The organism is Sphingomonas sp. GC_Shp_6 (assembly GCF_026540835.1).
Classification (GTDB): domain Bacteria; phylum Pseudomonadota; class Alphaproteobacteria; order Sphingomonadales; family Sphingomonadaceae; genus Sphingomonas.
The window spans coordinates 88,806-113,922 of sequence record NZ_JALNUO010000011.1 but is presented as its reverse complement, the minus strand read 5'-3'; the positions used below and the strand labels follow the sequence as shown (position 1 = coordinate 113,922).

Sequence of the window (25,117 nt, the reverse complement as noted above, 5' to 3'; positions counted from 1 at the left end):
GGGGCGATGCCGGCCGCTCCGCCCCCGGCCCGGCCCGGCCACCGCCTCAACGCTGGATGGCGGCCACTTCGACGCCCGAACGCGCCGCGATCGCCGCGATCTGCGTGGCGCCGTCGCGGAGCATTTCGGCGTGGCACTGCTGCTCGTCGCGCTCGCGAACGAGGCCGGTCGCCATCGAGACGCAGGCCTGGTCGGCCGCGATGCGGATCCGTTCGCCCAGGATCGTACGGTCGCGCGGATTGGCGAGGTCGAGCCCGGCGCTCGACACATGGACCTGCACCGGCTCGCGAGTCTGGGCGACGGCGGGCGCGATGCAAAGCATGGCGAAAACGGCCGCGGCGGCGCCGCGACAGACGAAATAAATCACGATGTTTCTCCTGATGGACGATCTGCCAACCGCCGCGCCGGGCCCGCATCGCGCCTCTGACGGACCGAAATCACGGGCCGGCATCACCGGCACGCCTCCCCTAGTCGGCTCCCGTGACGGGCTCGCGACCGCTTCGCGACGGTATGAAGACGACGCGAAAGTCCGTGCCCCGACGCCGCAAGGTTGCCCTGGAGCCCCGCGTTCCCTACCTGTTCACCGGTGACCCAGCTCGCCCAGAATCCCGCCGACCCGCCCTATCTCCGCGGCCTGAACCCCGAACAGCGTGAGGCGGTGCTGACGACCGACGGCCCCGTGCTCGTGCTGGCGGGCGCCGGCACGGGCAAGACCGCGGCTTTGACCGCACGGCTCGCGCATCTGCTCTTCACCCGCAAGGCGTATCCCAGCGAGATCCTGAGCGTCACCTTCACCAACAAGGCCGCACGCGAGATGCGCGAGCGCGTCGGCCGGCTGGTGGGTGACGCGGTCGAGGGCATGCCCTGGCTCGGCACCTTCCACGCGATCGCCGCCAAGATGCTGCGTCGCCATGCCGAACTCGTGGGGCTGCAATCCAATTTCAGCATCCTCGACACCGACGACCAGTTGCGGCTGCTGAAACAGCTCATTCTCGCCGCCGACATCGACGAGAAACGCTTTCCCGCGCGCAGCCTGGCGGGGCTGATCGACCAGTGGAAGAACAAGGGGCTCGTCCCCGCGGACATCGATGCCGGCGAGAGCGAACGCTACGCCAACGGCCGCGGCGGCGAACTCTATGCGCAATATCAGGCGCGGCTGGTCGCGCTCAACGCCTGCGACTTCGGCGACCTGCTGCTGCACATGCTCGTCATCCTGAAGACGCACCGCGACGTGCTGGAGCTTTATCAGAAACGCTTCCGCTACATCATGGTGGACGAATATCAGGACACCAACTCGAGCCAGTATCTCTGGCTCCGCCTGCTCGCGCAGGAGCGCCGGAACATCGCCTGCGTCGGCGACGACGATCAATCGATCTATTCCTGGCGCGGCGCGCAGGTCGAGAACATCCTGAAGTTCGAACGCGACTTTCCCGGCGCCAAGGTGATCCGGCTCGAACAGAATTACCGCAGCACGCCGCACATCCTGGGCGCCGCATCGGGCGTGATCGCCAACAATGGCGGCCGGCTCGGCAAGCAGCTCTGGACCGAACTCGACGCCGGCGAAAAGGTGAAGGTGATCGGCGTCTGGGACGGCCCCGAGGAAGCGCGCCGCGTCGGCGAGGAGATCGACAGCGCGCGGCGGTCGGGCAAGAGCCTCGACAGCGTCGCGATCCTGGTGCGCGCGCAGCACCAGACGCGCGAGTTCGAGGATCGCTTCATCGCGACCGGCATGCCGTACAAGATCGTCGGCGGCTTCCGCTTCTACGAGCGTGCCGAGATCCGCGACGCGCTCGCCTATCTGCGCGTCGTCAACCAGCCCGCGGACGATCTCGCTTTCGAACGCATCGTCAACGTGCCCAAGCGCGGTTTGGGCGACAAGGCGGTGGCGCGTATCCACCAACTGGCGCGCGCCACGCATGTGCCGCTCGCCACCGCCGCCGCGCGCATCCTCGATACCGACGAGCTGGCCGGCACCGCACGCAAGTCGCTCGGCCGCCTCGTCGGCGACATCGCGCGCTGGCGTGAGATGGCGACGACGCTGCCCCATGCCGAACTCGCGCGGCAGTTGCTCGACGAGAGCGGCTATACCGCGATGTACCAGAACGAGAAATCGGCCGAGGCCGCCGGACGGCTGGAGAATCTTTCCGAACTCGTGCGTGCGATGGAGGAATATGACAGCCTCGGCGCGTTCCTCGAACATGTCTCGCTGGTGATGGACACCGAAGGTCGTGTCGCCGAACCGCAAGTGACGATCATGACGATCCACGCCGCCAAGGGGCTGGAATATGACACCGTCTTCCTGGTCGGCTGGGAGGAAGGGCTGTTCCCGTCGCAACGTTCGCTCGACGAAGGCGGCACCTCCGCGCTGGAGGAGGAACGCCGCCTCGCCTATGTCGCGATCACCCGCGCCCGCCGCCTGGCGGTGATCTTCCACGCGGCGAACCGGCGCATCTACGGCCAGTGGAATTCCAGTATTCCCAGTCGCTTCGTCGGCGAACTTCCCCCCGAACATATCGAGAGCGAGACCACGCTGTCGGGCGGCGCGAGCCTGTGGCAGGCGAACTGGTCGGACCGGGCCGACCCGTTCGCCGACGTGGCGCGGGGCACCGGACGCGGCCCGGGCTGGCAGCGCGCGGCCTCGGCCGGCGGCTATGCCACCACCCCCGCCCGCGTGGTCGAGGCGCGCGCGAGCGCGGTCAGCCTGGGCAACAAGGGGCGCGACGACGTGTCGCCGGGGCTGCGCGTGTTCCATCAGAAATTCGGCTATGGCACGATCGCCGAGATCGAGGGCAACAAGCTGGAAATCGATTTCGAAACGGCGGGGCGGAAACGGGTGATGGACAGTTTCGTGACGCTGGCGCCGTGACGCGCTGCGTCACGAAAGCGTCACGCCCGGATAAACTCCCGTTTACTGCTTCAGGTTAATAGGGGGCATGGCCGTCACGTCCCAAATCATGTTCGCGGATGAGGATCGTGAGGCCTTTTCCTATGGCCCGCCGATCGCGCGCGGCTCCCGGCTCGTGACGGCGTTCGAGCGGTTTCGCGACGATCCGTATCTGCCCTTCCTGGTGGTCGTCGGGGAGGACGACCGGCCGGTCGGGATGATCCTGGAGCGCGAGATGCGCGACATCCTGTTCAATCCTTACGGCCATGCCCTCACGATGAATCCGGCGTTCGGCGGATCTCTCGAGCCGATGATCCGGCTCTGCCCGATCGCCGAGATGCAGGGATCGACCGCCGATCTGCTCGAACTCTACGCCGCGGCAGGCGCGATCGCGGGCATCATCCTGACCCGTGGAGGCTTCTATGCGGGCGTGCTGGGCCATCGCGATTTCGTCCGCCTGTCGGTCGAACGCGATCGTCGGGCGAGCCGCGACGAGGCGGAACGCGTCGCGCGGCTCGATGCGGCGGGGCGCGAGTTCAATGCGGAGATCCTCGCCATGGCGCAGGAGCTGCGAACGATCGCTCTGGGCGTGAACGGGTTCGCCCGCCAGGTGGCCGGAAAGGCTCACGAAACCTGCAGCGACGCCTTGTCGATCGCGACGGCGACGCGCCAGTCGTCGAGCGCGCTGGAGGCGATCGGGACGCAGGGCCGAATGCTCGACGACGCGCTGGACTGCGTGACGCGGCGAACGACCGACGCGCAGACGATCCGTGTCGATGCCCGCTCCACCGTCAGCGCGGCGGGCGAACGCGTCGATCTGCTGGCCACCACCACCCGCACGATCGACACCATGTTGGCGACGATCGGCGAGATCGCCGCACGCACCAACCTGTTGGCGCTCAACGCGAGCATCGAGGCGGCGCATGCCGGCGATGCGGGCCGCGGCTTCAGCGTCGTCGCCGCCGAAGTGCGCAGCCTTGCGGAGCAGACGCGGACGGCGGCACGCGACGTCGGTTCGCATGTCCGCTCGATTCATCACGTGCTCGACCAGGTTTTGGTCGGCCATCGCGACATCGATCAGGCGATCGCCGCCATCGCCGACATTTCGCGCGCGATCGACACCGCGATCGGTGAGCAGCAGGATGCCACGCGGACGATCGCGAACAATGTCGATCAGGCCGTGGACGCCGGGCTGGGCATCGCGGACCGTGCGCGGGGCATGAACGAAAAGGCCGCCGGGCTCGGCAAGGACGCCGTCGTGCTCCGCGAACTGTCCGAAACGCTCGATCATTCCGCCAGCCGCCTCCACGATCGCGCCACCCGGTTCGTCGAGGCCGCCGGCGCACGCTGACGCGGCGGGTCGCCCAATCCTCCCTGCGAGCGGAGGAGCGAGCACATGGCCGATCCGCGTCCGAACCGCCGCTCGCGCCGGCCGACTGAACGCCAGCCGACGATCCCGTTCAGGAACCGTCTCGCCTGCGCAACGTATTCCCCGCACGCCCGAACCGTCGGGTCGCCCTTTTCCGAGAGGAACCTTGCCATGTTCACCCGCCTCCTCGCCGCCGGTCTCGCCATTGCGACGCTCGGCACCGCCATGCCCGCCGTCGCGCAGAGCCCGCAGGACGATGCCCGCTTCAACGCCGCACAGGCGCGGTTCGATCGGGAATACCAGATCTATCGCCAGGAAGCCGAACGCTACCAGGCCTCGCGGCGCGGCGGCTATAATGGCGGGTACGACAATGGCGGCTATCGCCAGGCCCCGCCCGCCGGCTACGACAATGGCGGCTATCCGGACGACCGCGTCGAGCAGGGCTATGATCCCGTGCGCTATTACCGTTCGGGCTCCAACTATCAGGAGCGCACGCTCTCGACCGACGACCGCGTCTATGCCGGCACCGACGGCCGTTATTATTGCAAGCGCAGCGACGGCACGACGGGCCTCATCATCGGTGCCGCGGGTGGCGGCATTCTCGGCAACGTGATCGACGGCGGCCATTCGCGAACCGTCGGTACGCTGCTCGGTGCAGCGGTCGGCGGGCTCGCGGGCCGCGCCATCGACCAGAACAACAGCCAGGTCCGCTGCCGCTGAACGATCGCCTGCGTCGTGCTCCCGGCCGGCGCAGGCTCCCGCGGATCGGGGGGATCGTCATAAGACTGTTATATTACGTTCAGGTGTCGTAGATTATCGCGCATCCTCCGGGGGGAGCCGGCGACGCGTCGTCGCCGGATGCAAAGGTCGCGAATGATTCATCCATTGTCCTCCATCGCCGCGTCGCTGATCGACCGCGGCTCGGCGGTGCGTCCGGCCACGCCGCCGGTGCGGATGATCCCCGGCACATGGCTGGTGACGATGCTGCTCGTCAGCTTCGCGGTGCTGGCGGTGATGATGGCGGCCACGGGGCTGAAGATCGATCCCTTCGCCACGGACGACGCGCCCTTTTACGTTTGCGGCCTGATCGCCGCCGCGCTTCGCTTCGGCTATCGCCATCCCCGCACGCGGCTGCAGCGCGCGCTGCGCGACGGCGCCGAATATTATGCGCTCATCACGCTGGTGACGCTGATCGGCGCGGTGGCGAGCTATCCTTGCGCGGCGGCGACGCATGGCTTCGTCGATGCGCGGCTTCAACGGATGGACGTGATGCTCCATTTCGACTGGCTCGCCTGGTATCGCACGGTCGCCGCGCATCACAGCCTGCAGCTTCTCGGACGCGCCGCCTATCAGAGCATCTATGTCACGCCCGCGATCTTCCTCGCCTATCTGGCCTGGACCAACCGCCGGGCCGAGGCGCGCGCGTTCATCGCGACTTTCTGGCTGGCGGCGATCATCGCGCTCGCGATGTTCCACTTCATGCCCGCGGTCGGCCCGCTCGCCTATCTCTGGCATGGCTCGGTGCCCTATATGCCCGAAAGCGCGCTGTGGCAGCCCGAGCTGATCCCCGCGCTTCGGCTGCACGCGATACACTATGTCGATATCGGCGCGCTGCGCGGGCTGGTGTCGGCGCCCAGCTTCCACACCACGGCGGCGATGCTCTACATCTTCGGCGCGTGGCGCTATCCGGTGCTGCGCTGGCCCGTGCTGGCGATCAACGTGGCCATGCTGCTGTCCACGCCGGTGGAGGGCACGCATTATCTGATCGACATGGTGATCGGCGCGTTCGTGGCGTTCGCGGCGATGGCGCTCGCCGCCGAGGTCAACCTCCTGCTGTGGCGCCACCGCCCCGCGGCCGTGGTGAACGGCGTTGTGCTCGATCGCCAGAGCGGCGGGGTTGCGAGCGGCGCATCGGGCTTATAGGACCGCGCGGCGTGGGCCTGTAGCTCAACTGGTTAGAGCTGGCCGCTCATAACGGCTAGGTTGCGGGTTCAAGTCCTGCCGGGCCCACCACCGTGTCGCATGCCTGCGCTGGGCGATCACAAGCCCGCAACGCTCCGGGCTAAGGCCGCTTAGCCCCAGAGGCTCCATCCCGGGCTTGCCCCGACCCGGCCGCGCCGCGATCGGATGCGCCATTCTTCGAACCATCGAGCCAGCCGCCGTCCGCAAGCCAGTCGGCCAGCCGGTCGGGCCAGTGCAGGACGGCGATGCGATCGGTTTCGTCGAGATTGAAGGCATGGTCCGCGCCGGCGTACATGTGGAGCTCGGCGGAGATCCGTGCCTTGCGCAACTGCTCGTACAGCGCGACCGAGGGCGCGGCACAGCATTGGTCCACCGAACCCGCGGCGATGAACGCCGGCGGCGCATGGGTGATGGCGTCGGCGGGCTGGCCCGCCGGTCCCGGAAAGATCAGCACCTGGAAATCGGGGCGCGCGCCCATCCGGTCGATGGCGTCGCGCACCGGCCGCCCGGCCGGCTCGGCATTGTCGGCGACCAGCGTCACCAGCTCGCCGCCGGCCGAAAAGCCCATCACGCCGAGCCGCGCGGGATCGATGTGATAAGCGGTCGCATGCGCGCGGACCCAGCGTATCGCGCGCCGCAGATCGTCCGCCGCATCGCCCGCGACGGAGTAGCGCGAGCCCTCCTCACGGGCGAGCCGGTATTTCAGCACGAAGGCGGAAACCCCCATCCGGTTCATCGCGGTCGCCACCCGGGTGCCCTCGTTGGTCCACACCAGCAGCTTGTGGCCGCCGCCCGGCACGACGATCACCGCCGCCCCCGTATTGTGCCGGACGGCCGCCGCGAACGGGATCAGCGAGGGATCGTGGATGTTGCGCACCCAATAATCGCGGCCGATTTCGGCCTCGTGTCGGCGCCCCTCGGATCCTGGCGCCCCGTTCGGCCAGAGCGGGATCGCCGCCGGGACGGTGGTGACCACCGGGAGCGGATCGGCGGCGGGCGCGGCCACGGGCTGGAGCAGGGCCGCCAGCCCGGTCAGATACCATGAGGTCGTCACCATTCTCATCAACCCTGTTCCTCATCCTCTGCCGGCGTGCGCCGGCGCCATCGTCGCTTGTCAAACGTCGTCCGTCCGGCTGAGCTTGGGCGGATCGACGCACGGTCGGCCGCGTCAGGGCTGCTGGAAGCTCCAGCGACCCGCATCGCTCATCAGGTCGAAGCGGACAAGCGCCGGGGTGCTGGCACCGATCGCCACCAGCGCGAGCGGCACCTTCGCGCCGGTCATCGTGCGTGGCATGATCCGGTAGGTGCCATCGGTCAGTTGATCGATCCGCCACGATTGCTCGGGCGCGCCGGTGAAATCGGGGACGGCCACGACATCGCCGCCGGCCACCGCCAGCGAACGCGCGGTGCCCGCGATCGCGATCCGGTAATAGGGCGCGCCGAACCAGCCGCCCGCCTTGGCGACATAATGGCGATCGCCAATCTTGACGATATCGGGCGCCACGCCGCCGCCACCGCCGCCACCGCCGCTATGCCATGTCCAGCCATCGTCCGACACCAGGCCGCCGCTGCGCGTGCCGAAGGTGTAATAGCGGCCGTCCGACAGCGCGATGGTGGACGGATCGTGAATGAACGGTTCGCGGGCCAACTGGGCGGTGGCGGCGCCCGGCATCGCCAGCAGAAGGCTGAGGCACGTTGTGGCGAAAGCTGCGTACTTCATGGCGTCTCCGGATCAATCGGGCGGTCGGTCCGGTCGGGCGCAGCCGCGCTATTTCACCGCGATGGCAAGGTCGCGGACCGGCCGGCCGTCCGCGTCGAGGAAACGCACGCAGAAATCGCTGAGGCCTGGACCGTTGATGACCGCGCCGCGCAGCACGTTGCGCCCCTTGTGCAGCGTCAGCGGCGCCGACACGACATCGCCCTGCTGCATGCGGCGATCGCCGAACAGGCCGGCGACCTCCTTGCCGTGGAGCCACCACAAGGACGCGGAATTGGAGCGGACCGCCAGCCGGACGTAGCGCATCTCGTGCGGGCTGTTCACCACGGTGCTCGCCCAGAAGATCACCCCATAGGTCGGCTTGCCCAGCCCCTGCGCCAGGTTGAACAGCTTGACGTCGAACAGCGTGGAATCGAGCGCATGCCAGCGCATCCCCCCCCGGGCGCCACATCGCCGTCACGCGGCAAATCGCCCAGCCGGCCGGGATAATGGCTGAGTGCGAGCGCGTCGCGCGCATAGCTGGGGGTGAAGCCGGCATTGGTGCAGTTGGGCTTGACGACCGGTTCCAGCAGCATCCAGCGGCGCAGGAAGCCATCCTCGTCCGGTGCGACGGCGCCGGGCATCGCCGGTGTGAAATAGGACGCGAGCCCGGTCGGCGGCGGTAGCGCTTCCTCGACCATCCCCGCGGCGGGTTTGTCTGAGTGGAAACGGACATTTGCTGCGGCATCGCGCGGCCCGGAGAACGGCTTTGCTACCGTCACCGGGTCAGCGCCGCCTCTCCCCAATCGGCCGAGATGCGTGAGCCACCGGCGCCGGGGCTTTGCGCGACGAGTTCGATGATCCGCACCCCCGCGACGTTCGCCGTCAGCACCCGGGCCGGATCGCCGCCGCGCGCCAGACGCGAGCGGGCGAGCAGCCGGCCGTCGCCGAACACGAGGAACGTGACTCCCCGCTGCCGCTCCGTCGTCGCATCGTCGACGCCCACGCGCGCGCTGAACCGCGTGAACCCGGCATTGCGCACTTCGAGCCGGGAATTCGCCAGCACGCCGATGCTATGGTCCACCGCCTGGTCGGCGATCCGGATCGGTTGATCGTAGGGCGTGCGATCGACTTGCGCACCGCCCCAGCCGCCATAACGTGGGAAATCGCCCGATCCGTGCGTGCCGCGCCAGGCGAGCGGCGCACGGTGGATGAGCGGATCGGGCGTCGGCACCTCGACGCCGTCCACCGCGGGGTTCACGCTGCCCGGCTGTTCGGACAGGAACAGCCCGTTGGCGAGCAGGCGCGTGCCGCGTGCGGTGAAGATCAAGGTCTGCCGCGGCGCCAGATGAAATCCATGCTCCCCCACGAAGCGGGACCGCGCGCCCGACCATAGATCGGTCAGCTCGACATCGGCGGTATCGACCATGGCCAGGTGGCTCGCGGTCAGCGTCACGTCGGCGGCACCGCTGCCGCGGTTGAACAGCGCGACCGCCTTTTGCCCGTCGGCCAGCGTCTTGACGAGGATCTGCACCTCGTCCGAGTCGAACGCCAGCGTGGCCTGGTTGCCCGCCCGATCCTGGTTCACCGCAATGATGCGCGCATTGCCCAGCAGATCCAGCAGCGCCGGCGACGCGCGGCGCAGATCGTAGCCGATGAACAGCGGCGAATTTTCCATCGCCCATAGCGCGAAATGGGTGCGTGCCTCGGTCGGGTGCCGGTCGTCGAAATCGCCGCTGCCGACATACAGCATGTCGGCATCGTTCCACGAACCGGGATGCGCGTAGAGCGCACGGTGCGTCACCGAATCGAAATTGTGGAGCATCCGGCCCCATTGCGGCGACAGATCCTCGCTGGTGCGCGACAGACCGCCGAGATCCTTGCCCCAGGCGCGCACGTCGGCCGATCCCCACAGGCAGATCGAGAACAGATAGTCGTTGTCGGGCCTGTAGCGCGCCAGCGTCCTTGCGACGTCGGCATAGAGTGCGCGCGCCGCCGGGACGTTCGTGCGCGCGAGCGAGTCCGCGTCGTCGAGCGGTGTGAAGAGCCGGTATTTGCCGGATCGGACATCGGGATTGCTCGCCGTCAGGGCGCGGATGCCGCAGCCATCGACCTTGATGAAGTCGAACCCCCAATCGGCGAAATACAGCCGGATATCCTGATCGACATGGCCGTACAGGCCGATCTCGCGTTCCGCCACGCTGCCCTCGGGCTGGTTGGGCATGGTGGAGCTGAATACCTGCCCGCACGAATTGCGCCCGATATCGCTGTAGATCCCCGCCTTGAGCCCCATCGCGTGCAGGCGATCGGTCAGGGGGCGAAAGCTCGGATCCTGCCCCGGCACATTTGCGGAGGGGAAATTGGCCGTGCGGATCAGGACCCGGCCGTCCGGCTGACGGCGCTTCAGCCACCAGCCATCGTCGATGTTGATGTAGCGATAGCCCTTCGCGGCCAGCCCCGAACGCGCGATGACCTCGGCCGAGGCGAGGATCTTCTCTTCCGTCACGTCGGTGGCAAATGCGTTCCAGGAACTCCATCCCATCGGGGGCACCGGCGCCTGGCCGCGCATGTTCGCGCTCCATCGGCCGGTGGGCGCCAGCGGGTCGGCAGCGCAGGCGCAGGCCGGCACCAGCGCGGCGGTGACGAGCAGGAGCAGGCGACGGCCCAGGCCTGACCGGATCGATCGCGTCATTCCATCTCCTCACCCTGCCATGGGCCCATGGCTTGTCCGGCAAAACGCGTCGATGTCAATCGCGCAACCGGGCCAGACGGCGCCGTTGCAGCCGCTATATACTGGATACAGGCTTAGAAAACGGCGTAGCCAATGCTGTTCGGGCCGCGCTAGATCGCTCCGACAACAATGGAGGGGATCGATCGTGCCCAAGCACCTGGCCATGCGCCGTGCCGCGCTGCTTGCGGGTATCCTGTTCGCATGGACGCCCGCGTCCGCACAGGTGCAAGCCCCGTCCGACACGGTACGCGCGCGCGCCGACGAAGACGCGGCCGCGATCGTGGCGCGCATGACGCTGGCCGAAAAGCTGCCCCAGTTGCTGAACGTCGCGCCGGCGATCCCGCGGCTGGGGATTCCCGCCTATAACTGGTGGACGGAATCGCTGCACGGCGCGCTCGGTCCGTTGCCGACCACCAATTTTCCCGAGCCGATCGGCCTCGCCGCCAGCTTCGATGCGCCGCTCGTCCATGACGTGGCGGGCGCGATCAGCATGGAGGTGCGCGCGCTGCACACGCTGGGCCGCCAGACCGGGCATCTCGGTCGGATCGGCACCGGGCTCGACACCTGGTCGCCCAACATCAACATCTTCCGCGATCCGCGCTGGGGGCGCGGGCAGGAAACCTATGGCGAGGACCCCTATCTCGCCGCGCACATGGGCGTGGCGTTCGTCACCGGCATGCAGGGCCCCGATCCCGACCTTCCGAACGTGATCTCGACCCCGAAGCATTTCGCCGTGCACAGCGGCCCGGAATCGACGCGCCACATGGCCAATGTCTATGTCTCGCCGCACGATCTGGAGGACACCTATCTGCCCGCCTTTCGCGCCGCGATCGTGGAGGGGCATGCCGGGTCGATCATGTGCGCCTATAACCGCATAGACGGCCAGCCCGCCTGCGCCAGCGACCTGCTGTTGAAGGACCATCTGCGCGGGGCGTGGGGCTTTCGCGGCTATGTCGTGTCCGACTGCGACGCGGTGAAGGATATCGCCGACAACCACAAATATGCACCCGATCAGGCCACCGCGGTCGCCGCGGCGATGAAGGCCGGCGTCGACAACGAGTGCAACACGCAGACGATCGGCGATGTCGGCGGCCTGCCCGACCGGTTCGGCGAAGCGGTCGGGCGCGGCCTGATCTCGCAGGCGGATATCGACCGGACGCTCACCCGGCTGTTTTCCGCGCGCCTGCGCAACGGCGACCTGCCGGGCATCGCCGGTGCACCCGGGATCGTGCCGGTCCGCATGATCGGCGCCCCCGATCACGGCGCCTTGGCGCTGGAAGCCGCGCGCAAGAGCCTGGTGCTGCTCAAGAACGACGGCGTGCTGCCGCTGCGCCCCGGCGTGCGCATCGCGGTCGTGGGGCCGCTCGGAGACGCCACGCGCGTGCTGCGCGGCAACTATTCCTCGGCGCTGTCCGCGCCGCCGGTGTCGGTCGTCGACGGCCTGCGCCGCGCGGTCGGTGGGGGCCAAGTGACGCTGGTGCCCTTCGGCGAGTCGATCACCGATGGCGACCGGATCCCGACGAGCGCGCTCCGGGCGCCCGACGGCAAGCCGGGGCTGCTCGCCCGCTATTACAACCCGGTCACGCCGCCCGTGCTGCCGTTCGCCCCCGGGACGGACGGCGCGCAGATGGCGGCGCTCCGCTACGAAACGGACGCGGTCGTGACTCGGCGCGAAGCCGATGTGGCCAACCGCGCCTTCGATCTGCCCGCCGTCAACGACTATCACCGCGCCGAATGGACGGGCTTCATCGTGCCCCCGGAAACCGGCAGCTATCGCCTGGGTCTTGGCGGAAGCGGCCTACTGGAACTGGACGGCAAGACGTTTCTCGACGTCGGCGCCGATCACCACAGCCCCTTGCCGACGCTGAAGACGATCACGCTGACGAAGGGCCATCGCTACGCCGTGCGGATCGTGTCGACCGCGCGCGGCTTCGGCAACACCGATCTGGTGTGGAAGCGGATCTCGGCGCAGCCCGACGTGGATCTGGATGATGCCGCGCGCCGCGCCGACGTGATCGTCGCAGTGGTGGGCCTCACCTCGGACCTGGAGGCGGAAGAGACGGGCGTCGACGTGCCTGGCTTCAAGGGCGGCGACAAGACCTCGCTCGACCTCGCCCCCGATCAGGTCCGGATGCTCGAGCGCGCGAAGGCGACGGGCAAGCCGCTGATCGTCGTCGCCATGAACGGCAGCCCGATCAACCTGTCCTGGGCCAAGGACAATGCCGCGGCCATCGTCGAGGCGTGGTATCCCGGCCAGTCGGGCGGCGCGGCGGTGGCCGACGTGCTGACCGGCCGCGCCGACCCGGGCGGGCGCCTGCCGCTGACCTTCTACCGCAGCGTCGCCGATCTGCCGCCGTTCAGCGACTATGCGATGACGGGGCGCACCTATCGCTATTTCACCGGCACGCCGGTCTATCCGTTCGGTTACGGGCTGAGCTACACCAGCTTCGCCTATGCGCCGCTGACCGTCACGCCGTCGGCATCCGGGGCGCAGGGCGGCATGCGCATCGTGACCGAGGTGAGCAACACGGGCACCCGTGCGGGCGACGAGGTGGCGCAGCTCTACCTCAACTTCCCCGACGAACCCGGCGCGCCGCGCGTCGCGCTGCGTGGCTATCAGCGCGTGGCGTTGAAGGCGGGTGAGCACCGCACCCTCACCTTCGACCTGTCGCCGCGCGATCTGAGCGCAGTGGGGGCAGACGGCATCCGGCACGTGATGGTGGGGCGATACCGCGTGACGATCGGATCGGGGCAACCGGACACCGGCGTTCCCGGTCAGTCGGCCCCGTTCACCACCACCCAGGCCGCCGCCATCCCGCTGTGACGCGGCGGTGGCCGCGGCCCCCGGCCCGATCGGCGACGCGCCTCAACGCAGATCCAGCACCACTACCGACATAGGCGGCAGCGTCGCCGTCAGGGTGCTCCCGTTCGCCTGCGCGCCGGTGAACGCCACCGGCCGCACCGCATCGGGCTGGTCGAAGCTGTTGTGCGAATCCATCGCGGGGCCGGTCACCATCCGCCCCGTCACGGCCGTCGCCTGAACCCCGGCGAGCGAGAGCGACGTCGCGATCGCACGGTGCGGATCGAGGTTGACGAGCGCGACGTGCACCTGCCCCGCCGCGTCGCGCACCGCCGACACGCTGACCGCCGGCACCGCCACCTCCTGATCGTGATACCAGGGCGATCGAAGGTCGACCGGCAAGGTGGTCGCATCCATCCACGGCTTGTAGAGATCGAACACCCAATAGGTGGGGGTCTTCACCATCCGTGCGCCGTCCGTGAGCAGCATCGCCTGCAGCACGTTCACCATCTGCGCGACCGCCGCCATCTTCACCCGATCGGCATGGTGCGCGAAGATGTTGAGGTTGAGCCCGGCGACCACCGCGTCGCGCACGCTGTTCTGCTGAACGAGGAAGCCGGGGTTGCTGCCCGGCGCGGGATCGTACCACGTTCCCCATTCGTCCACGACCAGCCACGTCTTCTTCCCGGGATCATATTTGTCCATGATCGCGGAATGTTTGGTGACGAACTCGTCCATTTGCAGCGTGTGCGCCATGGTCGTCGCCCACTCATGTTCCGGAAAGCCGAGCGCGGCGCCCTTGTCGCCCCATTCCTTGTCGCGCGGCCGGGTGTAGTAATGCAGCGACAGCCCATCGATATACTTGCCCGACAGGCGCATCAGCGTTTCGGTCCAGGCGTAATCCGCGTCGCTCGGGCCGCTGGCGATCTTCAGCATCTTGCCGCTGCCCGATTTGGCGAACTGCGCGTAGCGGTTGGTCAGGTCGGCGGCATAATCCGCGCGCATGTTGCCGCCGCAGCCCCATAGTTCGTTGCCGAGGCCGATATACCGAACCGGAAACGGTGCCGGATGGCCGTTCGCCGCGCGTTCCTTCGCCAGCGTCGATCCGGTGGGCGAGGTCATATATTCCAGCCATTGTTCGGTCTCGCTCGGCGGTGCGCTGCCGACATTGGCGGAAATATAGGCCTCCGCACCGAGCCGCTCGGCCAGCCCCATATATTCGTTGGTGCCGAACGCGTTGTCCTCGTCCACTCCGCCCCAGTTGGTGTTGATCTTCACCGGCCGCTTCGCGCGCGGGCCGACGCCGTCGCGCCAATGGTAATCGTCGGCGAAGCAGCCGCCGGGCCAGCGCACCACGGGCACCTTGATGGCGCGCAGCGCGTCGAGCACGTCGCGGCGATAGCCATGGTCGTTGGGGATGGCGGATTTCTCGCCGACCCAGATGCCGCCATAGATGCCGTGGCCGAGATGTTCGGCGAACTGGCCGAACACCTGCCGGTTCATCACCGGGCCGGGCCGATCGGCGTGGATCGTCGCGGTGGCGTCCTCGGTGGCCTGCGCGACCGCCGGAACCGGGCTCAGCGCAGCGATCGTCAAAGTCAGGACGGCCACGGCGAAACGGGGTTGGCGGCGCATGTCATACCTCTCCATGTCTGTTTATGCCGCGTGTCTATGGACGAGGCCGGCGCCCGTCGAGATGTAAGCGTTATCGTCGGCGGGGTTATCCTGACGTTCGCGCCGCGGGCTCAACGACCGCGTTTCGCCCTGAGCGTCGGTCCGCCTGCGTGCAATGGTTGCGCAACCACTTGTCCCGCCATAGACGGATGCAGGATGTTGCGCGCACGATGACGCGAACACGATGGAGGATGGCTTGGCTCACCGATTGATCGCCGCGAGCGCGCTGCTCGGCGTTGCGCTGCCCGGCAGCGCGCTTGCCGCCAAGGCCGACCGTGTCGCGTTCGGCACCACCCGCGACGGCCAGCCGGTCGAGGCGGTCACGCTGACGAACGCGCACGGCATGCGGGTGCGCGTCCTGAGCTGGGGCGCGATCCTGCAAGCGGTGGAGGTGCCAGACCGCGCGGGACGATCGGCGGACATCGTGCTCGGCTATCGCGACATGACCGGCTATCTTCGCGCACCCAATTATTTTGGCGCCACCGTCGGCCGCTACGCCAACCGCATCCGGGGCGGCCGGTTCGCGATCGACGGCACCGCGCATCAATTGGCCATCAACGACAAGACGAACGCGCTTCACGGCGGCGTTCACGGCTTCGACAAGCGGCTGTGGCGGATCGTCGACGTGGCGGGCGGCCCCACCGCGCACGTCACGCTCGCCTATACGAGCCCCGACGGCGAAGAGGGCTATCCCGGCACGCTGCAGGTCACCGCCACCTATTCGCTCGACGAGCACGACGCGCTCACGCTCGAATACAAGGCGACCACCGACAAGCCGACGATCGTCAACATCACCAACCACAGCTTCTGGAATCTCTCCCGCGAGGCGGCGGGCCGATCGGTGTACGACGCGGTGCTGACCATCCCGGCCGAAACCACGACGCCGGTCGACCGTACGCTGATCCCCACCGGCGCGTTCCGGCCGGTGGCGGGCACGCCGCTGGATTTCCGCAAGCCCACCCGCATCGGCGACCGCATCCGCGACGCGAGCGACGACCAGATCATCTTCGGCCAAGGCTATGACGAAAATTACGTGATCGCGCATGGCATGTCCGCGGCGCCCCGCCTCCAGGCGCGCGTCGAGGAGCCGTCGACCGGTCGCGTCCTGGAGCTGTCGTCCAACCAGCCGGGGGTGCAACTCTACACGGGCAATTTCCTCGACGGCACCGCGATCGGCAAATCCGGCCACGCCTATCGGCAGGGCGACGGCCTCGCCCTGGAACCGCAGGTCTTTCCCGATACGCCCAACCGGCCCGAATTCGGTTCGGCGCGGCTCGATCCGGGTCAGGTCTATCGCAACGTCATCGTCTATCGCTTCCCGACGGTCGGCGGCAGGCGCTGACCGGCCCGACCCCGCGACCGGCGGCCGACCGCCCATCACCAACCGCTTTTTCAGGATCGTGCCGATGACCCGCGCCTCTCTGGTTGCACTGGCCCTGCTGACGAGCGCAGCGATCCCCGCCGCCGCCCTGGCCGCGCCGCGCGTCGCGGGCGTGCTCGCCGACCATGCGGTGATCCAGCGCAACCAGCCGATCGTCATCGTCGGCGACGCGATGCCGGGTGAGGTTGTCACCGCGACGCTCGGCACGGTCGCGGCGTCCGCCCCGGCCGACCGGACGGGCAGGTTCCGCGTGGTGCTGCCCGTCGCCGCCGCGGGTGGACCGTTCGACCTGCTCGTGACCGCGAACAGCGGCGCGGTGGTCCTGCACGATATCCTGATCGGCGACGTCTTCCTGTGTTCGGGGCAGAGCAACATGGAGATGCCCGTCGAGCGGATGCAGGACAGCTATGCCGCGCAGTTCGGGCCGGTCGACGATCAGTTGCGGCTGGTGACGATCCCGAAGGTCGCCGCGCTGACGCCCCTGGCCCGCTTCGATCGCCAACCGGCCTGGGCGGCGGCCGGGCCGCAAACGGCTCCCGGCTTTTCCGCGGCGTGCTTCTACATGGCGCAGGATCTGCGCCGGACGGCCAAGGTGCCGATCGGCGCGATCCATTCGAGCTGGGGCGGCTCGCAGATCAGCGCCTGGATGGGCGACGCGGCGCAGCGCGCGGCCGGGCGGACGCGCGAGGCCGAGCTGCTCGCGCTCTATGCACGCGATCCCGCCGCGGCGAACCGCGTCGCGGGCGAGCAATGGGAGGATTGGTGGCGCCGGCAGACCGGCGATGCGATCGGCCACGAGCCTTGGCAGCCCGATGCCTCGCTGGGGTGGCGACCGGTGCCGAAGGTCGGCAATTACCAGGATTGGGGCGATCCCGCGCTCGCGACGTTCCTCGGGCTCCTCTGGTATCAGAACGCGGTGACGCTCACCCCGGAACAGGCACGCCAGTCGGCGACGATCGCGCTGGGTCCGGTTGACGATGCCGACCGCACCTGGATCAACGGCAAGCCGGTCGGCGGCAGCGGCAATGGCGGCCCGCGGCTGTACCCGGTGCCGACCGGCACGCTGGTGCCCGGCCGCAACGTCGTCACCGTCAGCGTCGCCAATGCCTATGGCAGCGGCGGCATGCCCGGCCCCGCGGACGTGATGAAGCTCGTACTCGCGGACGGCAGCGCCATCCCGCTCGGCGGCGGATGGCGGTATGCCGTCGTCGCCAAGGACCTGGGCACGACGCCGCGCGTGCCGTGGGACGACATCACCGGCGCGGGCACCTTGTACAACGCGATGATTGCGCCGCTCGGCCCCGTCCGGCTCGCCGGCGTGGCCTGGTATCAGGGCGAATCGGATACCGGACTGCCCGGCTATGCCGACCGGCTCCGCGCGATGATGGCCGCGTGGCGCGGCCAGTTCGGCGAGCCCGCTTTGCCCTTCGTCATCGCCTCGCTGTCGGGCTACGGCAAGCCGGCCATCAAGCCGGGCGACAGCGGCTGGGGCTATATCCGCGATACGCAGCGCCGCGTGGCGGAGGCGGACGGCCATGCCGCGGTCGCGATCACCGTCGATATCGGCGATCCGCTCGACATCCATCCGGGCGAGAAGCACGAAGTCGGCCGCCGGCTGGCGCGCGCGATGCGAACGCTCGCCTATCGCGATCCAGCCCCGGGCTCCGGTCCGCGCATCGCGAGCGCCGTCCGCGGCGCGGATGGAGGGGTAACGCTGCATTTCGCCGACGTCACCGGTGCGCTGCACGCCCGCAGCAGCGATGTCGCGATCGGCTTCGAGCTATGTGGCGCTGCGACCGGATCATGCCGTTATGCTGCGGGCCACGCGGCGGGCGATGCGATGACGCTCGCGGGGGACGGTCGCCCCACGACGCGAGTCCGTTATGCATGGGCGGACACCCCAGTCGTCAATCTGGTGGACGATGCGGAATTGCCGGCCGGTCCGTTCGAGATCATGGTTCGCTGAGCCCGGCCGCTCAGCCGCGCAGCAGCCGCATCACCATCGCCCGCACCCGGCCATGCTGGCCCCGGCCGAGGATGCCGTGCCGCTCGACGGGCAGATGATCGAGCGGATGCCGCCAGAGCTTGGGCATGTACAACGCATCGCCCGGTGACAGGTCGACCGTCATGGCGCGCGCCTGGCCGGCGGCGAAGCGCGGGAAGCGCGGATCACCGGGCGCCGCCCCCACCGCGAGGCTGACCGGCTGCCCGGCCATCGTATGATCGATCGGCCCGACATACAGATCCGCGATCGCGTCGGGCGAGAACAGGGTGAACCGCCGTTGGCCGGGCGACTGGGCTCACGCTCCATCCTGTCCTCTCCAATGACCGGCTATGATTAGCCTGGGCTGTTAGCGCTACCGTCTGACAAGAGCATGTCAAGCGGGCGTCACGGCGGACGGGCGGCGATGCCCGGAGCATCTTCACCGCCAACGCGTTCAACGCCGATGCGTCAGGCCACCACCATTCTCACTGTCGAAACCCGCCGTCCCGGGATGCTCGACGTTTCGCGGCCGATCCTGGAGTGGGTCACGGGCGAGCGGGTGGACGAAGGGCTGCTCACCGTCTTCTGCCGCCACACCTCTGCGTCGCTGCTGATCCAGGAAAATGCGTCGCCCGAGGTACTCAGCGACATGGAATCCTATTTCGCGCGGCTCGCGCCCGAGAGCCCCGCCTATGCGCATGACGACGAAGGGCCGGACGACATGCCGGCGCATCTGCGCACCGCATTGACGCAGACGCATCTGGCGATCCCGATCATCGCGGGGCGTCCGGCGCTCGGAACGTGGCAGGGCATCTATCTGTTCGAACATCGCCGCCGCCCGCATCGCCGTTCGCTGGCGCTCCATCTGATCGGAACATGAACAACGTTTCATCGCTGGATCGAACCTGTTCATCGCACGTTCCATCAGCAGCGGTTAATACGGGGCGTTTCGCCGTATGGATCGCGAACGGAGACGATACACATGCCAAACCCTTTCGGTCGCAAGCTCGTGCTTGCCGCGCTCGCGTCGAGCGTCCTTCTGGTCGCGGGCTGCGCGACCGAAACCGCCTACCGCCCCGCCACCGGCCGCGGGTTCGATCGCACCGGCTACAGCGATCGCATGATCGAGCCGGGCCGCTTCCTCGTCAGCTTCGCGGGCAACAGCGTCACCTCGCGCGACACGGTGGAGCGTTATCTGTTCTTCCGGTCGGCCGAGCTGACGCTCCAGCAGGGCTATGACTATTTCCTGATGGCAGACCGCGACACCAAGCTGCGCTCGCGCACCTACAGCACGCCAGGCATCGGTGGTCCGGGCTGGGGCTATGGCGGGTTCGGCGGCTATTGGGGCCCGTCGTGGAACTTCTACGGTCGCGGCTATGGCTGGCGCCGGTTTGGCGGTGGCTTCGGCTATGGCGGGTTCGGCGGCTTTGGTGGCTTCGGCGACGATTTCGACATTCAGACCGTCGACAAGTTCGAGGCGACCGCGGAGATCGTGATGCGCCGCGGGCCCATTCCCACCGGCAACATCCGTGCCTTCGATGCGCACCGCGTCGTCGAGACGCTGGGGCCGACGATCGTGCTGCCCGGACAGGAGCGTGACAATCGCGGCAACCCGCCACCGCCGCGGCCGGCAGCGGCGCCGCGTTCCTACTGAGGCGTATCGCTCGGAAAAGAAGGGGCCGGTGGTTTACGACCACCGGCCCTTTTCGTATCAGGCGGCGCTCGTCACCGCGCCGTGGCAGTGCTTGTATTTCAGGCCCGATCCGCACGGGCATGGCGCATTACGGCTCACCTGACCCATCCAATCGGCCGGATCCATTCCGAACTCGGCCGGCTGGGGCTGCGGGATCTGGAGCGGCGGCAATTGCGTCGAGACGAAGCCCAGCGAACCACCGTCGGTATCGTGCGAATTGTCCTCACCCGTGAACGGGTCGAAATGGGTCGTGATGAAGTCGGGGAGTTCGGGCAGGCCGACCGGCGCCTGCATCTGGAACTCGGCAAAGGCGATGGTGCGCGTCACGTCTTCGCGGATATTGTCCAGCATCCGCTCGAACAGCGAAAACGCCTCCTGCTTATATTCGTTGATCGGCGTCTTCTGCGCATAGGCGCGAAGATGCACCACTTGGCGAAGCGCATCGAGCGTCGACAGATGCTCCTTCCAGTGATGATCGAGATTCTGGAGCAGGATCGACTTCTCGACCGACGTCCAGGTCTCGGGCGACAGATCGGCCGACTTGGCCGCGACCGAAGCGTCCGCCGCCGCGCGCACGCGCTCCTCCACGATCTCGGGATCGATCGCCTCTTCCTTCAGCCATTCCTCGAGCGGCGGCTGCAGGTTCAACACCTCGGCGAGCCGCGTGCGCATGCCCTCCACGTCCCATTGCTCGGGATAGCTGTTGGGCGGGCAGGCGCTGCCGACGATCGTATTGACCGTCTCGGCGCGCATGTCGTCGACCATCTCGCTCACACCGTCCGCATCCATGATGTCGGCGCGCTGCTCGTAGATCACCTTGCGCTGGTCGTTCATCACGTCATCATATTCGACGACCTGCTTGCGGATGTCGTAATTGCGCGCCTCGACCTTCTTCTGCGCGGTCTCGATCGCCTTGGACAGCCATTTGGAGCCGATCGCCTCGCCATCCTCGATGTTGTTGCGCATCATCTTGGCGAACAGCGTGTCGGGGCCGAAGATCCGCAGCAGGTCGTCATCGAGGCTGAGATAGAAGCGGCTGAGCCCCGGATCGCCCTGCCGACCCGAACGGCCGCGCAACTGGTTATCGATCCGGCGGCTCTCGTGGCGCTCGGTGCCGAGCACGAACAGGCCGCCGGCCGCGAGCACGGCGGCCTTTTCCTGCTTGATCTCGCCGAGGATCTCGGCGGCGCGGGCCTCATATTCGGGCGTGCCGGCCGTCAGGTCGGGATGCTCGTCGAGCATGCGGAATTCGAGATTGCCGCCGAGCTGGATGTCGGTGCCGCGCCCCGCCATGTTGGTCGCGATCGTCACCGCGGACGCGCGGCCCGCCTGTGCGACGATATGCGCCTCCATCTCGTGGTGGCGCGCATTCAGCACCTTGTGGGCGACGCCCTCGTGCTGGAGAAATTCGGAGAGGAGTTCGGATTTCTCGATCGAGACGGTGCCGACGAGCACCGGCTGCCCGCGCTCGGCATGGACGCGGATCTTCTTGGCGATGGCGCGGAACTTGTCCTGCGTGTCCTTGTAGAATTCGTCCTGTTCGTCCTCGCGCTGGATGGGCACGTTCGTCGGGATCGTCACCACGTTCATCTTGTAGATGTCGTAGAATTCGGCCGCCTCGGTCGCCGCGGTGCCGGTCATGCCGCTGAGTTTCGGGTACATGCGGAAATAATTCTGAAAGGTGATCGAGGCCATCGTCTGGTTCTCGGGCTCGATCGTCACGCCCTCCTTGGCCTCGACCGCCTGGTGCAGCCCGTCGGACCAGCGCCGGCCGTCCATCATGCGGCCGGTGAATTCGTCGATGATGATGACCTTGCCGTCCTTGACGATATAGTCGGTGTCGCGCTTGAACATCATATTCGCGCGCAGCGCCTGGTTCAGGTGGTGGACCACCTGCGTATTCTCGAAATCATACAGGTTCTGCCCCTCGAGCAGCCCGGCGGTTTCGAGCATCCGCTCCACCTTTTCGGTGCCGTCCTCGGTCAGGATGATCGACTTCTGCTTCTCGTCCTTTTCGTAATCGATCGGATCGAGCAGCCGCACCACCGCATCCACCTGCATGTACAGCTCGGACTTGTCGTCGGTGGGGCCGGAGATGATGAGCGGGGTGCGCGCCTCGTCGATCAGCACCGAATCCACCTCGTCGACGATCGCCATCGCGAACGGCCGCTGCACCATCGACGCGCGGTCGTACTTCATGTTGTCGCGCAGATAGTCGAAGCCGAATTCGTTGTTGGTGCCGTAGGTGATGTCGGCGGCATAGGCGTCGCGGCGCTGCTCGTCGGTCAGGTTGGGCACGATCACACCCACCGTCAGGCCGAGGAAGCGATACACCTGCCCCATCCAGTCCGAATCGCGCGCGGCGAGATAGTCGTTGACGGTGATGACGTGAACGCCCTTGCCGGGCAGCGCGTTCAGATAGGTGGCAAGCGTGGCGACGAGCGTCTTGCCCTCGCCCGTGCGCATCTCCGCGATCTCCCCGCGGTGGAGCACGATGCCGCCGACCATCTGCACGTCGTAATGCCGCTGCCCCAGCGCCCGGCGCGCCGCTTCGCGCACCGTGGCGAAGGCCTCGGGCAGCAAATCGTCGAGCTTCGTGCCATTGCCGAGCCGCTCGCGGAACAGCACGGTCTGGTTTGCGAGCTGATCGTCGCCCATCGCCTGGAGCGCGGGCTCGAAGGCGGCGATCTTGGCGAGGATCGGGTTGAGCGATTTGACGTAACGGTCGTTGGACGAACCGAACAGCGATTTGGCGAAGCCACCGAACATGGGAATTCCTGGATAGCAAGAGACGCAGCGGCACCGATCGAAGCGGCTGCCAGCGATAATCGGGAAGAAGGCGCGCGGTGCCGCAACGGAAACCGCCGGCCGGCCGCTATTCGCGCCGGCGCTCTGTCCATGGCGCGATGGCTGCGAACAGCGGCACCGCGCGGCGCGTACCGGCCGCCGCGACCTGCGCCAGCGAGGGCATCGCCGCTCGCGGCCGCGACGACGCGGCGGCGGTCGTGTCGCAGACCCTGTCCGCGGCTGCGGCGATCTGCGCGACCGACTGCGCCAGTTCCGGCCGGCGGACCGCCACGCCCACGCCATTCAGCGCGGACAGGAGGGCAGACAGGAGCAGCAACAGGTTCATAGCGGATCGGACATAGGGATCGGGGCCGGGATCGTCCAACGTAAAAAGGGAACGGCCCGTCGTACACCCCTGCCCCGCCGATCCCGGCATCGGTCGGATCGGCATCGCAAGGCGCTTGCTCTGCCCGGCGGCGACGCTAACGCCCGAGGCCTCATCCTCCAAGCCAGTCGCGGGAAATGCCGATGTCGTCCGATCGTTCGCCGCTTGCCACGCCCTTTCCGCCGCTGCCGCCGATCGCCGGCGTCATGCCCCGCGTCGCGCGGGCGCGCTACAAGAGCTGGGACCGCTGCGATCTGACCTTCGTGACGCTGGAGCCCGGCACGACCGTGGCCGGCGTGCTGACGAACAGCCGCTGCCCGTCGCCCGAGGTGGAATGGTGCCGCGCCGCGCTGACGCTCGGACAGGCGCGCGCGCTGGTCGTGAATGCCGGCAATTCCAACGCCTTTACCGGTCATCGCGGGCGCAGCGCGGTCGAGGCGATCGCCGCGCGCACCGCGGCGCATCTGGGCTGCCACCCGTCGGACGTGTTCGTCGCCTCCACCGGGGTGATCGGCGTGCCGCTGCCGATCGACAAGGCCGAAGCGGGGCTCGACGCCGCCTTCGGTGCCGCCCCCTGCGGCTGGGAGGAGGCCGCCGCCACGATCATGACGACCGACACCTTCACCAAGGGTGCCGTCACCACCGCGATCGTCGATGGCCGCACCGTGACGCTGGCCGGGATCATCAAGGGCTCGGGCATGATCGCGCCCGACATGGCGACGATGCTCGGCTTCGTCTTCACCGATGCCGCGGTGGAGCCCGCCTTCCTCCAGACCGCGCTGTCGGCGGCGAACGCGCGGAGCTTTTCGTGCATCACCGTGGATGGCGACACTTCGACCAGCGACACCGTGCTCGCCTTCGCCACGGGCCAAGCGGGCAACGCGCCGCTCACCGGCGACAGCGCAGGGGCCGATGCGTTTCGCGCGGCGCTGGCCGACCTGTGCCACCAGCTCGCGATGCTCGTGGTGCGCGATGGCGAGGGTGCGCAGAAGCTGATCGAGATCGTGGTATCCGGCGCGGAGAGCGATCGCAGCGCGCACCGGATCGCGATGAGCATCGCCAACTCGCCGCTGGTGAAAACCGCGATCGCCGGCGAGGACGCCAATTGGGGCCGCGTGGTGATGGCGGTCGGCAAGGCCGGCGAAGCCGCCGAACGCGACCGGCTCGCCATCCGTTTCGGCGACACGCCGGTCGCGCGCGATGGGCTGGCGGTGACCGGCTATGACGAGGCGCCGGTCGCCGCCCATCTGAAAGGCCGCGAGATCGAGATCGGGGTGGATCTGGGATTGGGCGACGGCGCGGCGACGGTCTGGACGTGCGATCTGACGCACGGCTACATCGCCATCAATGCCGATTATCGGAGCTGAGCACCGCCGCGCCGAGTAAAAAGGCGGCATCGTGGTGTGACCAACGATGCCGCCCCACGATCAGGCCAGCTCGCCCTCGAGCCAGGCCTTGATCCGTCCCTTGGGCTCTGCGCCGACCTTGGTCGCCGCCGGTGCGCCGCCCTTGAAGAGGATCATCGTCGGGATGCCGCGCACGCCATATTTGCCAGGCGCGTCGGGATTGTCGTCGATGTTGAGCTTGGCGATCGTCACCTTTTCGCCGAGTTCGGTGGAAAGCTCCTCGAGGCTCGGCCCGATCATCTTGCACGGGCCGCACCATTCGGCCCAGAAATCGACGAGCACGGGGCCGTCCGCGTTCAGCACATCGGCCTGGAAGCTCGCATCGGTGATCGTCTTGGTCGCCACGAAATTTCTCCTTCGGATCC

The 25,117-nt window shown here is 68.0% G+C and carries 20 protein-coding genes and 1 tRNA gene; 11 read left to right on the top strand and 10 right to left on the bottom strand.

Annotation, left to right across the window (positions count from 1 at the left end):
- Positions 1-46: 46 nt before the first annotated feature.
- The gene (locus tag OXQ95_RS13405) at positions 47-367 is read right to left on the bottom strand and encodes a UrcA family protein (RefSeq protein WP_267381956.1); all 321 of its coding nucleotides are present in this window, start codon (positions 365-367) and stop codon (positions 47-49) included.
- Between the two features lie 219 nt (positions 368-586).
- On the opposite strand from OXQ95_RS13405, the gene OXQ95_RS13400 reads away from it, so the two are divergent.
- The 5 genes from OXQ95_RS13400 to OXQ95_RS13380 all read left to right on the top strand — a co-directional run bounded on the left by OXQ95_RS13400 (position 587) and on the right by OXQ95_RS13380 (position 6,266).
- Positions 587-2,866, top strand: coding sequence for a UvrD-helicase domain-containing protein (locus OXQ95_RS13400; protein WP_267381955.1), 2,280 nt, complete (start codon positions 587-589; stop codon positions 2,864-2,866).
- Positions 2,867-2,933: 67 nt separating this feature from the next.
- Positions 2,934-4,235, top strand: a complete 1,302-nt coding sequence (locus OXQ95_RS13395; protein WP_267381954.1) for a methyl-accepting chemotaxis protein — start codon at positions 2,934-2,936, stop codon at positions 4,233-4,235.
- 189 nt (positions 4,236-4,424) lie between these two features.
- Positions 4,425-4,973 carry a glycine zipper 2TM domain-containing protein gene (locus OXQ95_RS13390; protein ID WP_267381953.1) on the top strand — a complete coding sequence of 183 codons (549 nt, stop codon included), beginning with the start codon at positions 4,425-4,427 and terminating at the stop codon, positions 4,971-4,973.
- Between the two features lie 165 nt (positions 4,974-5,138).
- Positions 5,139-6,176 (top strand): phosphatase PAP2 family protein, encoded by a 1,038-nt coding sequence (locus OXQ95_RS13385; protein WP_267381952.1) that lies wholly within the window; start codon positions 5,139-5,141, stop codon positions 6,174-6,176.
- 13 nt (positions 6,177-6,189) lie between these two features.
- A tRNA-Ile gene (locus OXQ95_RS13380) sits at positions 6,190-6,266 on the top strand.
- A 49-nt stretch (positions 6,267-6,315) separates the two neighbouring features.
- On the opposite strand, the gene OXQ95_RS13375 is transcribed toward OXQ95_RS13380, so the two are convergent.
- The 4 genes from OXQ95_RS13375 to OXQ95_RS13360 all read right to left on the bottom strand — a co-directional run bounded on the left by OXQ95_RS13375 (position 6,316) and on the right by OXQ95_RS13360 (position 10,603).
- Entirely contained in the window at positions 6,316-7,278 is a 963-nt protein-coding gene (locus OXQ95_RS13375; RefSeq protein WP_267381951.1) for an alpha/beta hydrolase, read from the bottom strand.
- 105 nt (positions 7,279-7,383) lie between these two features.
- On the bottom strand, positions 7,384-7,935 hold the full coding sequence (locus OXQ95_RS13370; protein ID WP_267381950.1) for an RICIN domain-containing protein: 552 nt from the start codon (positions 7,933-7,935) through the stop codon (positions 7,384-7,386).
- 48 nt (positions 7,936-7,983) lie between these two features.
- Positions 7,984-8,364, bottom strand: a complete 381-nt coding sequence (locus tag OXQ95_RS13365) for a hypothetical protein (RefSeq protein WP_267381949.1) — start codon at positions 8,362-8,364, stop codon at positions 7,984-7,986.
- A 325-nt stretch (positions 8,365-8,689) separates the two neighbouring features.
- Positions 8,690-10,603 carry an NPCBM/NEW2 domain-containing protein gene (locus OXQ95_RS13360; protein ID WP_267381948.1) on the bottom strand — a complete coding sequence of 638 codons (1,914 nt, stop codon included), beginning with the start codon at positions 10,601-10,603 and terminating at the stop codon, positions 8,690-8,692.
- Between the two features lie 202 nt (positions 10,604-10,805).
- On the opposite strand from OXQ95_RS13360, the gene OXQ95_RS13355 reads away from it, so the two are divergent.
- Positions 10,806-13,466, top strand: a complete 2,661-nt coding sequence (locus tag OXQ95_RS13355) for a glycoside hydrolase family 3 C-terminal domain-containing protein (RefSeq protein ID WP_267381966.1) — start codon at positions 10,806-10,808, stop codon at positions 13,464-13,466.
- Between the two features lie 42 nt (positions 13,467-13,508).
- On the opposite strand, the gene OXQ95_RS13350 is transcribed toward OXQ95_RS13355, so the two are convergent.
- The gene (locus tag OXQ95_RS13350) at positions 13,509-15,077 is read right to left on the bottom strand and encodes an alpha-L-arabinofuranosidase C-terminal domain-containing protein (RefSeq protein ID WP_267381947.1); all 1,569 of its coding nucleotides are present in this window, start codon (positions 15,075-15,077) and stop codon (positions 13,509-13,511) included.
- A 223-nt stretch (positions 15,078-15,300) separates the two neighbouring features.
- On the opposite strand from OXQ95_RS13350, the gene OXQ95_RS13345 reads away from it, so the two are divergent.
- On the top strand, positions 15,301-16,458 hold the full coding sequence (locus OXQ95_RS13345) for an aldose epimerase family protein (RefSeq protein WP_267381946.1): 1,158 nt from the start codon (positions 15,301-15,303) through the stop codon (positions 16,456-16,458).
- 64 nt (positions 16,459-16,522) lie between these two features.
- Complete coding sequence (locus OXQ95_RS13340) at positions 16,523-18,463, top strand: sialate O-acetylesterase (protein WP_267381945.1); 1,941 nt, start codon at positions 16,523-16,525, stop codon at positions 18,461-18,463.
- A gap of 10 nt (positions 18,464-18,473) precedes the next feature.
- Here the strand turns inward: OXQ95_RS13340 and OXQ95_RS13335 are convergent, their stop codons facing one another.
- Positions 18,474-18,725 (bottom strand): cupin-like domain-containing protein, encoded by a 252-nt coding sequence (locus tag OXQ95_RS13335; protein ID WP_267381965.1) that lies wholly within the window; start codon positions 18,723-18,725, stop codon positions 18,474-18,476.
- Positions 18,726-18,944: 219 nt separating this feature from the next.
- On the opposite strand from OXQ95_RS13335, the gene OXQ95_RS13330 reads away from it, so the two are divergent.
- Both OXQ95_RS13330 and OXQ95_RS13325 read left to right on the top strand, forming a co-directional pair.
- The gene (locus OXQ95_RS13330; protein ID WP_267381944.1) at positions 18,945-19,361 is read left to right on the top strand and encodes a secondary thiamine-phosphate synthase enzyme YjbQ; all 417 of its coding nucleotides are present in this window, start codon (positions 18,945-18,947) and stop codon (positions 19,359-19,361) included.
- A 102-nt stretch (positions 19,362-19,463) separates the two neighbouring features.
- On the top strand, positions 19,464-20,135 hold the full coding sequence (locus OXQ95_RS13325; protein WP_267381943.1) for a hypothetical protein: 672 nt from the start codon (positions 19,464-19,466) through the stop codon (positions 20,133-20,135).
- A gap of 57 nt (positions 20,136-20,192) precedes the next feature.
- Here OXQ95_RS13325 and secA read toward each other — a convergent pair whose 3' ends face one another.
- Both secA and OXQ95_RS13315 read right to left on the bottom strand, forming a co-directional pair.
- On the bottom strand, positions 20,193-22,943 hold the full coding sequence (secA, locus tag OXQ95_RS13320) for a preprotein translocase subunit SecA (protein ID WP_267381942.1): 2,751 nt from the start codon (positions 22,941-22,943) through the stop codon (positions 20,193-20,195).
- Positions 22,944-23,049: 106 nt separating this feature from the next.
- Positions 23,050-23,307, bottom strand: coding sequence for a hypothetical protein (locus tag OXQ95_RS13315; protein WP_267381941.1), 258 nt, complete (start codon positions 23,305-23,307; stop codon positions 23,050-23,052).
- A gap of 182 nt (positions 23,308-23,489) precedes the next feature.
- On the opposite strand from OXQ95_RS13315, the gene argJ reads away from it, so the two are divergent.
- The gene (gene argJ, locus OXQ95_RS13310) at positions 23,490-24,713 is read left to right on the top strand and encodes a bifunctional glutamate N-acetyltransferase/amino-acid acetyltransferase ArgJ (protein ID WP_267381940.1); all 1,224 of its coding nucleotides are present in this window, start codon (positions 23,490-23,492) and stop codon (positions 24,711-24,713) included.
- A 60-nt stretch (positions 24,714-24,773) separates the two neighbouring features.
- On the opposite strand, the gene trxA is transcribed toward argJ, so the two are convergent.
- Positions 24,774-25,097, bottom strand: a complete 324-nt coding sequence (gene trxA / locus OXQ95_RS13305; RefSeq protein WP_242095195.1) for a thioredoxin TrxA — start codon at positions 25,095-25,097, stop codon at positions 24,774-24,776.
- Positions 25,098-25,117: the final 20 nt, after the last annotated feature.

Coding starts and splice junctions, on each gene's coding strand:
- OXQ95_RS13370 (WP_267381950.1), bottom strand. CDS start 7,935: ATGAAGTACGCAGCTTTCGCCACAACGTGCCTCAGCCTTCTGCTGGCG.
- OXQ95_RS13365 (WP_267381949.1), bottom strand. CDS start 8,364: ATGCGCTGGCATGCGCTCGATTCCACGCTGTTCGACGTCAAGCTGTTC.
- argJ (WP_267381940.1), top strand. CDS start 23,490: ATGTCGTCCGATCGTTCGCCGCTTGCCACGCCCTTTCCGCCGCTGCCG.
- OXQ95_RS13355 (WP_267381966.1), top strand. CDS start 10,806: ATGCGCCGTGCCGCGCTGCTTGCGGGTATCCTGTTCGCATGGACGCCC.
- OXQ95_RS13350 (WP_267381947.1), bottom strand. CDS start 15,077: ATGCGCCGCCAACCCCGTTTCGCCGTGGCCGTCCTGACTTTGACGATC.
- OXQ95_RS13375 (WP_267381951.1), bottom strand. CDS start 7,278: ATGAGAATGGTGACGACCTCATGGTATCTGACCGGGCTGGCGGCCCTG.
- OXQ95_RS13315 (WP_267381941.1), bottom strand. CDS start 23,307: ATGAACCTGTTGCTGCTCCTGTCTGCCCTCCTGTCCGCGCTGAATGGC.
- OXQ95_RS13340 (WP_267381945.1), top strand. CDS start 16,523: ATGACCCGCGCCTCTCTGGTTGCACTGGCCCTGCTGACGAGCGCAGCG.
- OXQ95_RS13395 (WP_267381954.1), top strand. CDS start 2,934: ATGGCCGTCACGTCCCAAATCATGTTCGCGGATGAGGATCGTGAGGCC.
- OXQ95_RS13390 (WP_267381953.1), top strand. CDS start 4,425: ATGTTCACCCGCCTCCTCGCCGCCGGTCTCGCCATTGCGACGCTCGGC.
- secA (WP_267381942.1), bottom strand. CDS start 22,943: ATGTTCGGTGGCTTCGCCAAATCGCTGTTCGGTTCGTCCAACGACCGT.
- OXQ95_RS13330 (WP_267381944.1), top strand. CDS start 18,945: ATGCGTCAGGCCACCACCATTCTCACTGTCGAAACCCGCCGTCCCGGG.
- OXQ95_RS13325 (WP_267381943.1), top strand. CDS start 19,464: ATGCCAAACCCTTTCGGTCGCAAGCTCGTGCTTGCCGCGCTCGCGTCG.
- OXQ95_RS13345 (WP_267381946.1), top strand. CDS start 15,301: ATGGAGGATGGCTTGGCTCACCGATTGATCGCCGCGAGCGCGCTGCTC.
- OXQ95_RS13360 (WP_267381948.1), bottom strand. CDS start 10,603: ATGACGCGATCGATCCGGTCAGGCCTGGGCCGTCGCCTGCTCCTGCTC.